We start from the raw sequence: 15258 nt of genomic DNA on the forward strand, positions 1-15258 counted from the left end.
ATCTAGGAATAGATAGGGTCTCTCTTTAAATTTATTGTAAAATTACGCTTGTTAACCCGAACATCATCGTATATAATCAACTTATGAAAGTTAAAGCACTTTAACTTTTGAAGAGGATCTCTTTTTCTAACCAACCTGAAATTTATTTATATTCTAATTTCAAGGGGGTATTAAACACCAAAAGTTAAAGCGGTTAAACTTTTTCAATGAGAATTCACTTGCAAAGAAAACAGTGGAAGGAGCGGTTTCGCTGGGCACAAGCAGAGGAAGTCGTCGAGAAAGTAAGTATTTCTACCTGTTCGTTTCACCCTGGATCATCGGCTTCATTGTATTTGCTTTATTTCCGATTGGGGCATCGCTCTATTACAGCTTCACCGACTACGATATCATTCATGCTCCGGTATTCGTGGGCTTGAACAATTATTCAGAACTTTTCAAAGACGAGCAGTTCTGGAACTCCGTTAAGGTCACGCTGCAATATACGTTTTTTAGTGTCCCGCTAACGTTATTGCTTTCCTTGGTTTTTGCTTTGCTTATTAATCAAAAAGTTCCGTTTCGCGGCTTTTTTCGGACAGCTATGTATTTTCCAAGCATGATTTCGGGTGTTTCCATGTCATTGTTGTTTTTCTGGGTATTTAACCCTCAGGCTGGATTATTCAACTATGGACTCTCCTTCTTCGGCATTGAGCCGATTCACTGGCTTCTTGATCAGAAGTATGCGATGTGGGCTTTAATTATCATGTCTTTCTGGGGGATGGGAGCGGGGATGCTCATCTTCCTAGCAGGTTTGCAAGGTGTTCCGACTAGCTTGTTAGAAGCAGCAAGGCTTGATGGTGCTGGACGCTGGAGATCGTTCTGGAACGTAACATTTCCCATAATTTCTCCCGTTTTCTTATTTCAACTTATTATTGGCATGATCGATTCCTTCCAAGTGTTCACGCAGGCCTACACGATGACGCAAGGCGGACCTAACTATTCCACCTGGTTTTATGTGTATAACATTTATGTGAACGCCTTCAAAAACTTCCGCTATGGCTATGCCTCCGCGATGTCGTGGTTGCTGCTCATTGCCGTTATGTTCGTGACCTTCCTCATTATGAAAAGTTCGAAACGTTTCGTGCACTATGAAGGAGGGACGAATGAATGAATAAAACGAAAGTCATGTTTGATCCCATGCAAATCGTTGGATTTTTGATTTTGATTGCCGTCACATTTATTATGCTCTCTCCCTTATGGTTCATGGTCTCGACAGCACTCAAGACAACCAAAGAGATGTTGACTTTTCCTCCAACTTGGATTCCGAAAACGTTTGCTTTCAGTAATTTCAAGACACTTTTTATGAATCAGGATCTGAAATTTGGTCAGCAGTATATGAATAGCTTCATCGTTGCCGGTCTTTCCGTAATTGGAACCGCGATATCATCCAGTCTGGTTGCATTTGGCTTTTCGCGGTATAACACTCAATTGAAATCGCTGTTCTTTATGCTCTTGTTGAGCACAATGATGTTGCCATATCCAGCCATTATGATTCCGCAATTTCTATTATTTCGTCAATTGGGCCTGCATGATTCTTTGCTGCCGCTCATATTGCCTGCATTTTTTGGCTCTGCGTATATGATATTTCTGCTGAGACAGTTCTTTTATTCATTGCCGAATGAATTGTTCGATGCAGGAAGAATTGACGGGTGCAGTGAGTTTCGTTTGTTCTGGAACTTGACATTGCCGCTCTCAGGTCCGGTATTAGCGACGGTATCTATTTTCACCTTCATTTGGTCATGGAATGATCTGCTTGCTCCTGTCCTTTACTTGGATTCACAAGAGCATTTCACACTTCCTATCGGCATGGCTGCTATGCTTTCTTCCAAGTTCCGTATTGCACCGTGGAATTTACTGATGGCTGCTTCCATTTTGTCCGTGTTACCGATTATCACACTATTTACGTTTGCTCAGAAACGATTTGTTGAAGGTATTGTGCTTACGGGTATTAAGTAAATCTTCATAGGATAAAAGGTTAACATGGGGAGGAAAAAGGATGAAACAGGGAAGAAGGAAAGTCATCTACGCATTAAGCCTAACGTTAGCAAGTGTATCGGTGCTGTCCGCTTGTTCAGATGCAGATAGTAATGGAAAGAGCAGTGAACCAGTCACGATCACGCATTACACAATCGACTCGCCGGATCGAACGTTTGTGGAGAAATTGATTCCAGACTTTGAGAAGAAGCATCCTAACATTAAGGTCAAAGTGACGAAAACCCCTTACGAGCAATTTGATTCCAAGCTTCAATCCTCGATTGCTGCCAATAATTCACCTGATGTCACATCTCACTGGGGTTATGGCGGATTTATGGAGTATTACAACAAAGGGATGCTCGCTGACCTCAGTTCGATCATGCAGGCGGATGGATTCAAAGCTTCCGATTATAGCATTCCGGATGACGTGATGAACATTTACAAAGTTAACGGTAAATCATATGGCATTCCACTAAATAGCTATGTCACTGTCATGCTGTATAACAAAGACTTATTTGACAAAGCCGGACTGGCCTACCCGCCAACGGATTACAACGATAAAAGCTGGACGTATGACAAAATGGTGGAGTATGCAGCCAAACTGACTGTGGATTCGAAGGATATGAACAAGGCCCAATATGGTTTGGATTTCGGTTGGGGCGAACGTGATCAGAAACCGCAATATTTTGGAGCCAACGTCTACTCGGACGATACTTGGAAGAACGGCGGAAAGCCTTCCGCAATCAATTTGAACAAACCTGAAGTCATTGAGGCGTACAAGAAGATTTATGGGTTGATTTGGGATAAAAAGGTGTCCCCGACGCCAGCGTTTTCCAAGTCGGTATCCGGACAATTCGGCGATCCGTTCCTTTCTGGCAAAATCGGTATGTCCGTAGTCGGCTCTTGGAGCTTGGCAGCGTCTAGTGAATTTAATTTCAAAGTCGGTGTCGCTGCAGTGCCGCAAGGTCCTAACGAGAAGATTCGCAGTGTACTTTACGTTGATCCGTTGTTCGTCCTGAAGGATTCCAAACACCCGAAAGAAGCATACGAATGGATCAAATACTTAATTACGACAGATGTGCAGGAAAAATCCATTGAGCTCAGCGGCGGCAACCCGCCTGTCAATCAAAAAGCAGCCGAGAAGTATTATGGGAACTTCGAAGGCATCGACCCTAAACTAATTAAACAAGTGTATGAGGGTGCATACAAAAATGGCTTCGAATCTTACAACCATATGATTTCAAACTACTCGCAAATTAATGAGCTGTTCATTAACGAGCTGGCTAGCGTTGAAAATGGCGACAAGAAAGTCGAAGAGGCTTTACCAGGTATTCAAGATAAATTAACCAAGTTGTTGGAACGTGTGAATAAATAGTTAGTCATCTCAAGCTGGGGGAATGCTGTGTGCGGTACTGAATTTGCATTCCTCTTGTATATTTGAAACGCTAATTGTGGTACTTTGGAAACATGCTGTAAATCGACATGATTACTGCAATTATAGAGCTACAGGAGTTGTTTGATATGAAAGTAAGCATCTTTGACGTCGCCAAGAGAAGCGGTTTGTCAGTCGTTACCGTTTCACGTGTCATTAATCAAGCTGGCACTGTAAGAGAAAAAAATCGCCAAAAAGTGCTGCAAGCGATGAAAGAGTTAGATTACCATCCGAATGCTGCTGCACGAAGCTTAGCTCGTGGCAAGACGGGTATTATTGGACTCGGCATTACCACTTTAAACGATTCTTTCTTGGATGCAGTAGTCAAAGAGATTAACGATCGGCTTGCTGAAAAAGGTTACTTCTTAGCGCTTTCGATATCTACAGACGTGTTTGCATCTTTCGATAATTCCATGTTCCAAGAGGACCGTGTGGACGGTGTCATTATGCTCTCGCCGGTTCATGAGGATGATTATGTGATGGAATTGAAAAAGAAGAAAATCCCTTTCGTCATGCTGGATAATCAGCATATTCATCCATCGATATCTTCTGTCATCATTGATAATTATAAAGGTGGCTACGAAGCCACGAAGCATTTAATTGACTTAGGCCATAAGGAGATTGCTCATATATCAGGGCTTGAACCGTATTTAAGCAGCAGCGAGCGGCGGCGCGGTTTCGTCAGTGCGATGCAGGAGGCAGGATTGGATCCTTCTTGGATTGAAAAAGGTGATTTCAGCATCACCTCCGGTTATCAAGCGGCAAGTCGCTGGATGCAGTCGGGAAAACTTCCGAGTGCGGTTTTTGCTGCAGATGACCTGACAGCTTTTGGTGTGATGGACGCGCTCAAAAATGAGGGCTACAAAATACCGCGTGATATGTCAATTGTCGGCTTTGATGATCAGATATTCTCGGAGGAATTCCGCCCCAGATTAACAACCGTACGTCAACCGGCGGACAAAATGGGGCAGCAAGGCGTCGATATTTTGCTCAAGTGGATTGATGGTACGGCCAAACGCAATATAACGGTGCAATTGGAGCCGGAATTAATCATTCGAGAATCCACCACAAGAAAATGAAACTAGAGCTGATGGATATATACAGGAGTTGAAAGCATGAAATATTATTTGGGCGTAGATGCAGGCGGGAGTAAGACCTACACGCTCGTAACAGATGAACATGGACATATCATCGGGAAAGGGCACAGCGGCAATGGCAATCATCAACTTGGTGTAGAACAAGCACTCGGAAATATTACAAACTCCGTATCCATGGCTCTACAACAGGCAGGTCTAACACACAGCGACATTGAATTTGCTTTTTTCGGCCTTGCTGGTGCTGATCGACCGATTGATTATACGATCCTTCGCCCGCTAATTGGCGGACTGGGATTCACGAATTATAGGATTGATTGTGATACCATGATTGCCTTGCGTGCTGGTACATCCCAGCCTTTTGGCGTTGTACTAATCTGCGGAAGCGGAACGAACAGTGCAGGAAAGAACAGGCAGGGTGAGTTTTTCCAATGTGGAGGCTTCACCTATCAGTTTGGAGATTTTGGCGGTGGAGGCACACTCGCTGTAGAGGCCTTTCGGTCTGTCATTCGGTCATGGGATGGCAGGGAGCAACCTACGATGCTGACTGAATTGCTGATCCAATTTCTTGGCTACAATTCGGTGCAGGAGATGTTTGACGATTTTCTGGATAACAACAAATCGGTACCGCTCCATACGACCAAACTGTTGTTCGAAGCCGCAGAGCAGGGGGATGAGGTCGCCTGCCGCATTCTCAAGGTGCAAGGGGAAGAGCTAGGCAAGTCAGCCGCAGCGGTAATTAAACGCTTAAAAATGGAGCAAGAGACTTTTCAAGTTGTCCTTGCGGGCAGTGTTATTGCCAGAGGTGATGGGCCTTTTATTTATTCTTATATTGAAAAGGCAGTAAGCGAAGTTGCCCCCAAAGCTACAATTGTGAAGTTGAACGTCGAACCTGTGATTGGCGCTGTTTGGATGGCGATGGAAGCCGCAGGCAATCCCGTTACAATTGAAGTGTACGAGAAACTCCGGACCGTGTCCGATTATCAAACCATACAATTATTAGATAAGACTAGGATGTGAGTGTTATGAGAGATGCATTGAAAATTGCCATCATTGGCGGAGGCTCGTCTTATACGCCGGAAATCGTAGAAGGTTTTATTTTAAGATATGCCCAGCTGCCCATAAAAGAGCTTTGGTTTGTGGATGTGGAAGAGGGCAAGCACAAGCTGGAGATCGTCGGTAATTTGGCAAAAAGAATGATCGAGAAATCCGGTTTGCCGATCGAGGTTCATTTAACCTTGGATCGCAGAAAAGCGATCGAAAATGCGGATTTCGTAAGTACGCAAATGCGCGTAGGTCTTTTGGAAGCCCGCAAATGGGATGAGCATATTCCTAATAAATATGGTGTTATCGGTCAAGAAACGACCTGCCTGGCGGGATGATGAAAGCACTTCGCACGATTCCTGTGCTGCTTGATATTTGTAAGGATATCGAAGAGCTGAGCCCTAATGCGTGGCTGCTGAATTTCACGAATCCCGCAGGTATGGTGACGGAGGCCATTCATAAGTACTCCAACGTGAAAAGCATAGGCCTTTGCAATGCGCCAATCGGCTTGCACAAATGGTTAATGAACAAGTATGAGGCTGCCCCTGAAGAGATATACACCGAGTTCGTTGGGTTAAACCATCTTCACTGGGTAACACGCGCTGAAATCAGAGGCGAGGATAAATTAGCAGAATTGCTGGATCGCAAAGAAGAATATAGCGGCAAAAACGTACCGGCAAGCGAATGGGATGCGGATTTCTTACGTTCATTGCAAGCTCTGCCTTCCTATTATTTGAAATATTTTTACATGACGGATATCATGCTTGAAGAACAACTCGCATCGCTCAAGGAAAACGGTACTCGCGCGGAAGTAGTGAAACGCGTTGAAGATGAATTGTTTGAGCTTTATCAAGATCCTGACTTGCAGGAGAAGCCTAAGCAGCTAGAGAAACGTGGTGGCGCTTATTATTCCGAGGCAGCTGTTAATCTCATGGATTCCATTTACAATGACAAGCGGGATATTCAAACGCTGAACGTTATGAACGATAACATCATTGACTTTTTGCCGAAGGATGCTTGTATTGAGGTGAATTGCGTCATTACAGCGGGTGGCCCTATTCCGATGGGCTTGACCAAAGTTCCTGAACATGTCAAAGGTCTTATTCATGCAGTCAAAACCTATGAACGCCTCACCATTGAAGCAGCCGTTACTGGCAGTAGAGATCTCGTCCTCCAAGCACTGGTTCATCATCCTTTGGTGCCGTCAGTGGCAGTAGCCAAGATGCTTATGGAGGAAATGCTGGAGAAGAATAAAGCATATTTACCGGCTTTTTTCAAATAAAACAAGATGAGAAAGCTCCCTGAAAGGGGAGTTTTTTTGTTGTTAAAAAGACTATTGTTAACGTGTGCATTAATGTGATATGCTTCTGATAGAGGTGAAGGTATGAGCGTTACCATTAAGGATATTGCCAGGCTTGCAGGTGTGTCTCACACAACGGTTTCCAGAGCACTGAACAACAGTCCGCTCATTCAAGAGGAGACGAAGGAGCGCATCCGAATCATCGCTGAACAGATGGATTACACGCCTAATTACAGTGCGAAGAGCTTGGTACTCGATCGTTCGTATAACATGGGGCTGTTTTTTACCACACTAAGTAAAGGAACTTCCGCCGGCTTTTTCTATGAAGCTATCCGTGGAGTTAATAGTGTCATACAGGATCGATACCAATTGATTGTTAAAGGGATTGACGATTACACCAGTTTTCATTCGATTACTCGGAAAAGCTTTGACGGCATTGTTATTGTCAGCCAGAGTGATGACGATCAAGCCATCATTGACCACATTGCCAGCAAAGGGATCCCGCAAGTTGTGCTGAATCGGCCTGTTGAAACTTCAGGCGTGCTGAATGTTCTCTCCGATGAGGAGCAAGGCGCTTTTCTAGCAGTTTCTTATTTGATTGAGCAGGGACATAAACGCATTGCTCTTATTGAGGGGGTCAAAGGGTTTAAATCCGCACAGAATCGGAAAGACGGCTTCGAACGAGCGATGAAGCATTACCAGATTACCGTTCCACCCGCATATCGCATGCCGGGGTTGTACGATCTGGAGAGCGGACACAAGGCGATGCAGCAATTTCTGTCACTGGATGAAAGACCGACGGCCGTATTTTGCTGTAATGATGAAATGGCGCTTGGAGCGATGAAAGCGGTGTCGGAAGCCGGTATGAGCGTGCCAAAGGACATCTCCGTGGTAGGTTTTGACGATACGGTATTCGCAGCTTACGTGACGCCAGCGCTGACAACCGTTCGAAGACCGATTGAGCAAATTAGCAGAGAAGGCGCTTTGCGGCTTCTTGGAAATATAGAGAATAAGCAGCACGAAACGGAGCAGCTGCTGTTAAAAACAGAGTTGATCGTGAGGGAATCCGTACGGGGATTGACACCATAAGGAAAGAGGGATTAGTCGATGAGCATTCTGAGGGAGTTATTAAATGATATTCCGATTCCACAAATGGTTAAGATTCGGCAGAAGTTTGATCGTACCATTTTGGAAAATCCAGAATTGGAACTAGTGAATAAGCTTGCCAGCAGCGGGGTTATGGAAAGCATACATCCCGGTCAACAGGTTGCTGTTGCTGTGGGAAGCAGGGGGATTGCTAATATTGCAGGCTTCACCAAAACGACCATTGATGCCATTAAAGATCGAGGTGCATTCCCGTTCATCGTGCCTTGCATGGGAAGTCATGGCGGTGCTACAGCCGAAGGACAGACGGAGGTATTGCTGCATTTTGGCATTACGGAAGCCTCGATGGGTGCGCCTATTCGTTCTTCGATGGAAGTCGTACAGATCGACCAACTGCCTAATGGTTTGCCGGTTTATGTTGATCGCATTGCGTCGGAAGCTGATGCTATCGTCGTTATTAACCGTGTGAAGCCGCATACGGCGTTTCGCGGACGCATAGAGAGCGGGATCATGAAGATGATCGCTATCGGGCTCGGTAAACAAAAAGGCGCTGAAGCGTGTCACCAGCTCGGCTTCAAGTATATGGCGGAGAATGTGCCGGCCATGGCTAATTTGATGATCGAGAAGCTGCCCATCGTGTTCGGCGTGGCGCTTGTAGAAAATGCCTATGACGAGACTTGCCAAGTGGAAGTACTGCCTGCAGCTGAAATTGAAGCGCGTGAGGAACAACTGCTCATTGAAGCTAAATCGCGTCTGCCGAAAATTTTATTCGACGAAATCGATGTCCTTGTCATTGATTATATTGGTAAAAATATTAGCGGCGATGGCATGGATCCCAATGTTACGGGCCGCTACCCAACTCCTTACGCGCATGGCGGCCCTGATGTTGCCAAAATGGTTGTTCTGGACTTGACGCCAGAAACAAAGGGGAATGCCAACGGTGTAGGAACGGCTGATTTCACCACACAAAGACTAGTGGATAAAACAAATTTAGAGTTCACTTACGCAAACGGACTAACTTCAACAGTTTGTGCGCCTACCAAGATCGCAACAACGCTGGAGAATGATTTCTACGCGATCAAGGCAGCCGTTAAAACCTGTAACATTCTAGATTATACGACCTGTAAACTAGTTCGGATTCAAGATACACTTCATCTGGGCGAAATTGAAATTTCCGTGAATTTGTTAGATGCAGCTCGTCAGCATCCGGATATTGAAATTTTATCAGAACCCTATGAACTTTCATTTGATGCAGAGGGGAATATTAGCAAATGACAGTTGACGCAGTCAGAGATAAGCCTTACATTGTTGCCGCGGATATCGGGACAACGAGCACCAAGACGCTTGTAATTGATCGAGATGGTCGAGTGCTAGCTTCGCACTCTATTGAATATCCGCTCTTCACACCGGCGGCTGATCGGGCCGAACAAGATCCGGAACAAATCTATGGCGCCGTTGTGCAAGGAATTGGCGCTGTTGTTCGCAAGCTTACTATCACACCTGATCAAGTGCTCTGTGTCTCCTTCAGCTCAGCCATGCACAGCCTCATTGCTGTAGATGAGCAGACGAAGCCACTGACCGCATGCATCACATGGGCGGATAATCGCAGTGCGCAATATGCGGAAGAGCTTAAGCGCACCGGACTAGGCCAGCAGATTTACTCGCGGACAGGAACGCCGATTCACCCGATGTCACCCCTTCTTAAGTTGATGTGGTTCCGTGATAACGAGCCTGGGCTCGTCAAGGAAACTTACAAGTTCATTGGCATCAAGGAGTACGTCTTCGCGAAGCTGTTTGGTCGTTATCTCATCGACCATTCACTAGCCAGTGCAACAGGGCTATTCAATCTGGAGAAGCTCGATTGGGATGCAGAAGCGCTAGGTCAGGCCGGTGTGACGCCGGAGCAGCTTTCTGAGCTGGTGCCAACAACGCACCGCGTAGAAGGGCTAAGCGCCGAGTTAGCCTCTGCAATGGGCTTGTCCGAGAACACGCCCTTCATTATCGGCGCGTCTGACGGCGTCCTCGCGAATCTCGGTGTAGGCGCCTTCGAGCCTGGTGTCGTTGCCGTCACCATCGGCACCAGCGGTGCCGTTCGCAGCGTCGTCACCAAGCCGCAAACCGACCCCGAAGGCAAGCTGTTCTGCTACGCGCTAACAGAAGACTTCTGGGTCGTTGGCGGACCGATCAACAACGGAGGCATCGTTTTCCGTTGGGTGAGAGACCAGATCGCTACGGCGGAAGCCGAAGAAGCCCGCAGTCAGGGAATCGATCCCTATGATTATTTGACGGAGCTTGCGTCACAAGTTTCTGCGGGCTCGGATGGCCTGCTGTTCCTGCCGCTGCTATCCGGCGAACGTGCGCCTTATTGGAATGCGAATGCACGCGGTGTTTACTTCGGGCTGTCACTCAGCCATCAGAAGAAGCATATGATTCGTGCTGCGCTCGAAGGCGTCATGTTCTCGATCCAAGCAGTTAGCGCTTCCTTGGAACGGATTATGGGACCTGCTACAGTGATTCGCGCGTCCGGCGGATTTGCTCGATCTGAATTTTGGCGCCAGATGATGGCGAATATGCTCGGCACATCTGTCACTGTGCCGGATTCGATTGAAAGCTCAGGGATCGGCGCAGCTTTGCTAGGCCTGTTAGCAATGGGGGAAATCGAGGATCTCTCGCACGCTCATCAATGGATTCAGGTAGGAAAGGCTCACGAGGTGAATGAAAACGATTATCGCGTCTATCAACAATTGACATCTATTTATTCAAGCGTATATCATCAGTTAAAAGATCAATTCGATGCGATTACCGCTTTTCAACAACAGCACCTTCGGAGCCCTCAAACATAAATTAGCTCAGGCTTATTATGAAGGTTTGCCAAGCAAAATGCTGGAGGGGAAGATGACGATGAATTTATTCAATCTTACAGGGAAAACAGCAGTAATTATTGGCGGTAACAGTACACTTGGAGGTTCTATGGCTCTTGCTTTGGCTGGACATGGAGCGAAAGTGGCCATCGTCGGTCGTAATCAAGAGAAAAGTGATCAGGTTCGTGAGAGTATTGAAGCCATTGGCGGGGAAGCACATACCTTTCAAGCGGATGCAACGAGACGGGAAGATTTGGAGCTTGTTCTTAAAGAAGTTATCGCTTGGTCCGGCGGTGCGGATATTCTAATGAACTGCCCTGGCAAAAATAGTGCCACGCCTTTCTTTGACATTTCCATGGAAGAATGGGATTCTATTATGGAGGTTAATTTGAAAAGCGTCGTGTTAGCCTGCCAAGTGTTTGGGAAATACATGGTTGATCGAGGAGAGGGAGGAAGTATTATTAATATTTCATCCGTTTCGTCAGATCCGCCGCTTTCCCGTGTATTCACTTATTCCGCTTCCAAAGCAGCTGTCAATAACATCACGCAGAATTTGGCCCGTGAATTCGCTCCGAGCCGCGTCCGTGTTAACGCAATTATTCCTGGATTCTTCCCAGCGGAGCAGAATCGTAAGATACTGTCGCCGGAACGTGTCGAGTCCATTATGCGTCATACGCCTATGAATCGATTCGGTGAAGCGTCTGAGCTTCAGGGTGCTGCTGTGTTCCTTGCTTCTGAACAAGCTTCTAGCTTTGTAACAGGTTCTGTTTTAAGAGTGGATGGCGGTTTTGGCGCGATGACGATTTAAAATATTTATATATCGGAAGGGTGTATGAGAGAGATGTCTAAACAACAAATTGGTGTAGTCGGTCTAGCGGTTATGGGTAAAAACTTGGCTTTAAACATCGAGAGCAGAGGATTCACTGTATCCGTTTTTAACCGTTCTGCGGAAAAAACAAAAGAGCTTCTGCAAGAAGCCCCAGGCAAACAATTAGTAGGTACATACAGCATAGAAGAATTCGTGCAATCGCTCGAAGTTCCACGCAAAATTTTGATTATGGTTAAAGCAGGCGGTCCTACTGACGATACGATTAACCAACTTGTTCCTTATTTGGATAAAGGCGATATTCTGATCGATGGAGGCAATGCGTTCTTCCCAGATACGCAGCGTCGCAATAAAGAGCTGGCAGAAAAAGGTATTCGTTTCGTTGGTACGGGTGTTTCCGGCGGTGAAGAAGGCGCGCTTAAAGGCCCATCTATTATGCCAGGCGGACAAGAAGACGCTTATACGCTTGTTGAGCCTATTCTTACTGCGATTTCTGCCAAAGTAGGCGACGATGCTTGCTGTACCTATATCGGACCAGATGGCGCTGGCCACTACGTGAAAATGGTGCATAACGGCATTGAGTATGGCGATATGCAGCTTATTTGCGAAGCTTACCAATTGTTAAAAGATGTACTTAACGTAAGCGTAGAAGAGCTTCATGAGATCTTCACAGAGTGGAACAATGGCGAGCTCGACAGCTACTTGATCGAAATTACACGTGATATTTTCACCAAATATGATGCAGAAACCGGCAAGCCTATGGTTGATGTTATTCTAGATTCCGCTGGTCAAAAAGGAACAGGAAAATGGACCAGTCAAAGTGCTTTGGACCTTGGCGTACCGCTTTCCATTATTACAGAATCCGTATTCTCCCGTTTCATCTCCGCGATGAAGGAAGAACGCGTTGCGGCTAGCAAAGTGCTCAAAGGACCTGATGCTCCAGCCTTTACAGGCGATCGCAAAGCGTTTATCGAGGCTGTTCGCCAAGCGCTTTACGCAAGTAAAATTTGTTCTTATGCACAAGGCTTTGCTCAAATGAGAGCAGCTTCCGAAGAATATAACTGGGATTTGAAATATGGCAACATCGCCAAGATCTTCCGCGGCGGCTGTATCATTCGTGCTAGATTCCTGCAAAATATTATGGAAGCCTATGACCGCGATTCTGGACTCAAAAACCTGCTGCTTGATTCTTACTTCAATGGTGTCGTTGATAACTATCAACAATCATGGAGACAAGTTATTGCAGAAGCTGTTACTCGCGGTATTGCTGTTCCTGCTTTCGCATCGGCACTTGCTTACTACGACAGCTACCGTACGGAAAGATTGCCAGCTAACTTGCTGCAAGCGCAGCGTGATTATTTTGGTGCACACACGTTCCAACGTGTGGACAAAGAAGGTTCCTTCCACTTCAATTGGATGGAAAACTAAGAGGATAAGGCTTTTAAGCCTCTTCCTGCAAACCATATGCCGCTTCACGCAGCCACATTTTCAGACGATCGGCCTCTTGATCAAAGCCGTTCCGTCTGTGAATGAGCATCAGGGAGACTTCGGCAAAATAGCGAAAATTTCTTAATAAACGTGGTTGAGTAAGACCTTGCATAAGCGGGTCTTCTTCAGCCACTTTTTTCTTAATAAACTCCAGTATCCACACAACATCCTCTTTGCAAAGCGTATAGCTTGGGTGCAAAATTTGCTCCAGTTTGCCTTTTGTGCGGTTTTGATAGGCAACAGTTGGGTTCAAAGCTCCATCTCTCCTTGTCGGCATATGGTCTCTCTTAAAATCTTAACTGTTTGTGCTGGAATTTATTCACACTACTATATGATTTTTTGGTGGATTGTATTCATGTCGATTTGGCTATGTTATGATGTTGGGAAAGTTTGTATGAACAGCATATGAGAAAAGGGGATTAACGTGACAGCAAGCAATATTATACTTGTAGGCTTTATGGGGACTGGCAAATCAACGGTTGGAAAGAAGCTGGCAGAGCATCTGGGATGGAGCTTTCAAGATTCGGACGCTGCACTGGAAGAAGCGCATCAGACAAGCATTTCTGACTTGTTTCGCCTGCATGGTGAATCGCATTTTCGTGCTTTGGAAAGTAAGGCGCTGGAACATATATTAGCTCGTAAAGGACAAGTTGTGGCTACAGGCGGTGGCGCAGTGCTGGCCGAGTGCAACCGAGCTTGCATGCTGGAGAATGGCTTTGTAGTAGCGCTTAAAGCATCGCCAGAGATCATCATTCAAAGAGTGAGCAGCGATACGAGTCGTCCTTTGCTGCAGGGGAATTTAGAAGAACGTGTTCACCTGCTGCTTGAACAACGTAAGTCTGCTTATGATTTCGCACATTCAGTTATTGATACTACGCAATTAACAACGGACCAAATTACGGCACTTATTATTCAACAAGCTGAGATTTAGGAGGAGGGGACAAGCTTAGAAGCTTAGTCCTCCCACTCCAGCATGCCGCCGGTCATGTTTTTAAGACCTTTATAGCCTTGTGCCTCCAAGAAGCTAATTGCGCGCCCACTGCGGTTTCCGCTGCGGCAAACGAGAATAAGCTCTTCGACTTGGGGGATTTCACTGAGGCGATCTGGCAATTGAGCTAGCGGAATATGTATAGCGCCTTGGATAATACCGGAAGCTACTTCATCATCTTCACGAACATCGACAATCGCTAGTTGTTCGCCAAGGTCCAGTCGTTTTTTGATTTCGGATGGTAAAATCGTATCCATTTCGGACCTCCATGCTTGTTATGTGGGGAAGAAACCCCCATTACAAGTAATGATAGAAACAAAAAGTCTAGATGTCAAACCTATGGTTAATAACAGGAGCTGTGATACCATGCTGTACATCGGTTTAGCCGGGATATTAGGCGCTATTGCCCGATTTGGGCTCTCCGCCTTATGGAATCCTACGACGGCTTCCGTTTTTCCTTGGGGAACTTTTAGCTGTAATCTAATTGGCTGTCTGATTCTTGGATTTCTAACTTTCGCCACTAAGCTTCCCATACCTGCTAGACTTCGACTCCCCATAACAACTGGTTTTATTGGATCTTTTACTACATTCTCTACGTTCAGCTATGAAACCATGAGTATGCTAAACCAGGGGCAAATGCTCCTTGCCGCACTTTATGTTTTGGGAAGTTTATGGGGAGGGCTCGGTGTTACATGGTTGGGTGTCCGTATTGGTGAGTCTGTTCGAGGGGGCGTTCGGCGTTCATGATGACATGGTTATGGCCCATTTGCCTGGTAGGTTTTGGAGGATTCTTTGGTGCAATTTGCCGATTTCAACTAGGGACATACATCGCTAACAGGTTCCCAAGTTCTATTCCGTATGGTACACTGACAATAAATCTTTTGGGTAGTTTTTTGCTTGGCTTGTTGATGAAACATCATCCATTTGACGATTGGAAACTGTTGATAGGCACTGGTTTTATGGGTGCTTTCACAACATTTTCCACATTGAATCTCGAGAGCATTAAGCAGCTTCGAACTGGACTGTGGCAAGCTTGGATCCTTTATACACTGCTCAGTTATACCGGTGGAATTCTACTGACATTCCTCGGATATTACATATAAACACTTAC

Annotated in this window: 15 protein-coding genes and 1 pseudogene; 14 read left to right on the forward strand and 2 right to left on the reverse strand. The window is 45.8% G+C overall.

Annotation, left to right across the window (positions count from 1 at the left end):
* Nucleotides 1–232 precede the first annotated feature (232 nt).
* From ACBP55_RS16705 to gndA, 11 genes and pseudogenes are all read left to right on the forward strand, one after another.
* A complete protein-coding gene (locus tag ACBP55_RS16705) occupies nucleotides 233–1147 on the forward strand; it encodes a carbohydrate ABC transporter permease (RefSeq protein ID WP_464652851.1) in 915 nt (304 codons plus the stop codon).
* Nucleotides 1144–1992, forward strand: coding sequence for a carbohydrate ABC transporter permease (locus ACBP55_RS16710; RefSeq protein WP_464652852.1), 849 nt, complete (start codon nucleotides 1144–1146; stop codon nucleotides 1990–1992). The genes ACBP55_RS16705 and ACBP55_RS16710 overlap by 4 nt, the downstream gene beginning before the upstream one ends.
* 40 nt (nucleotides 1993–2032) lie before the next feature.
* Nucleotides 2033–3385, forward strand: coding sequence for an ABC transporter substrate-binding protein (locus tag ACBP55_RS16715; RefSeq protein ID WP_464652853.1), 1353 nt, complete (start codon nucleotides 2033–2035; stop codon nucleotides 3383–3385).
* A 146-nt stretch (nucleotides 3386–3531) separates the two neighbouring features.
* The gene (locus tag ACBP55_RS16720) at nucleotides 3532–4521 is read left to right on the forward strand and encodes a LacI family DNA-binding transcriptional regulator (RefSeq protein WP_464652854.1); all 990 of its coding nucleotides are present in this window, start codon (nucleotides 3532–3534) and stop codon (nucleotides 4519–4521) included.
* A 36-nt stretch (nucleotides 4522–4557) separates the two neighbouring features.
* Nucleotides 4558–5556, forward strand: coding sequence for an N-acetylglucosamine kinase (locus ACBP55_RS16725; protein ID WP_464652855.1), 999 nt, complete (start codon nucleotides 4558–4560; stop codon nucleotides 5554–5556).
* Between the two features lie 5 nt (nucleotides 5557–5561).
* Nucleotides 5562–6862: pseudogene (locus ACBP55_RS16730) on the forward strand (6-phospho-beta-glucosidase).
* A 102-nt stretch (nucleotides 6863–6964) separates the two neighbouring features.
* The gene (locus ACBP55_RS16735; protein ID WP_464652856.1) at nucleotides 6965–7969 is read left to right on the forward strand and encodes a LacI family DNA-binding transcriptional regulator; all 1005 of its coding nucleotides are present in this window, start codon (nucleotides 6965–6967) and stop codon (nucleotides 7967–7969) included.
* An 18-nt stretch (nucleotides 7970–7987) separates the two neighbouring features.
* The gene (locus ACBP55_RS16740) at nucleotides 7988–9259 is read left to right on the forward strand and encodes a nickel pincer cofactor-dependent isomerase, group 22 (protein ID WP_464652857.1); all 1272 of its coding nucleotides are present in this window, start codon (nucleotides 7988–7990) and stop codon (nucleotides 9257–9259) included.
* Nucleotides 9256–10827, forward strand: a complete 1572-nt coding sequence (gene gntK, locus ACBP55_RS16745) for a gluconokinase (RefSeq protein WP_464652858.1) — start codon at nucleotides 9256–9258, stop codon at nucleotides 10825–10827. Before ACBP55_RS16740 ends, gntK begins: the two co-directional genes overlap by 4 nt.
* Nucleotides 10828–10885: 58 nt before the next feature.
* Complete coding sequence (locus ACBP55_RS16750; RefSeq protein ID WP_029195571.1) at nucleotides 10886–11653, forward strand: SDR family oxidoreductase; 768 nt, start codon at nucleotides 10886–10888, stop codon at nucleotides 11651–11653.
* 33 nt (nucleotides 11654–11686) lie between these two features.
* Nucleotides 11687–13099, forward strand: coding sequence for an NADP-dependent phosphogluconate dehydrogenase (gene gndA / locus ACBP55_RS16755; protein WP_464652859.1), 1413 nt, complete (start codon nucleotides 11687–11689; stop codon nucleotides 13097–13099).
* A gap of 13 nt (nucleotides 13100–13112) precedes the next feature.
* Here the strand turns inward: gndA and ACBP55_RS16760 are convergent, their stop codons facing one another.
* Nucleotides 13113–13436: a hypothetical protein gene (locus ACBP55_RS16760; RefSeq protein ID WP_057302951.1), complete on the reverse strand. Its 324-nt coding sequence runs from the start codon at nucleotides 13434–13436 to the stop codon at nucleotides 13113–13115.
* 147 nt (nucleotides 13437–13583) lie between these two features.
* Between ACBP55_RS16760 and ACBP55_RS16765 the strand changes: the two genes are divergently transcribed.
* Nucleotides 13584–14090 carry a shikimate kinase gene (locus ACBP55_RS16765; RefSeq protein ID WP_464652860.1) on the forward strand — a complete coding sequence of 169 codons (507 nt, stop codon included), beginning with the start codon at nucleotides 13584–13586 and terminating at the stop codon, nucleotides 14088–14090.
* A gap of 23 nt (nucleotides 14091–14113) precedes the next feature.
* Here the strand turns inward: ACBP55_RS16765 and ACBP55_RS16770 are convergent, their stop codons facing one another.
* Entirely contained in the window at nucleotides 14114–14404 is a 291-nt protein-coding gene (locus tag ACBP55_RS16770) for a rhodanese-like domain-containing protein (RefSeq protein WP_464652861.1), read from the reverse strand.
* Nucleotides 14405–14513: 109 nt separating this feature from the next.
* Here ACBP55_RS16770 and crcB (ACBP55_RS16775) point away from each other — a divergent pair, with 109 nt between their 5' ends.
* Together crcB (ACBP55_RS16775) and crcB (ACBP55_RS16780) are read left to right on the forward strand one after the other, a co-directional pair.
* Nucleotides 14514–14894, forward strand: a complete 381-nt coding sequence (gene crcB / locus ACBP55_RS16775) for a fluoride efflux transporter CrcB (RefSeq protein ID WP_464652862.1) — start codon at nucleotides 14514–14516, stop codon at nucleotides 14892–14894.
* Entirely contained in the window at nucleotides 14891–15250 is a 360-nt protein-coding gene (gene crcB / locus ACBP55_RS16780) for a fluoride efflux transporter CrcB (protein ID WP_464652863.1), read from the forward strand. Before crcB (ACBP55_RS16775) ends, crcB (ACBP55_RS16780) begins: the two co-directional genes overlap by 4 nt.
* The last annotated feature ends 8 nt before the right edge of the window (nucleotides 15251–15258 follow it).

The sequence above is a fragment of the Paenibacillus sp. WG02 genome, from assembly GCF_055396115.1.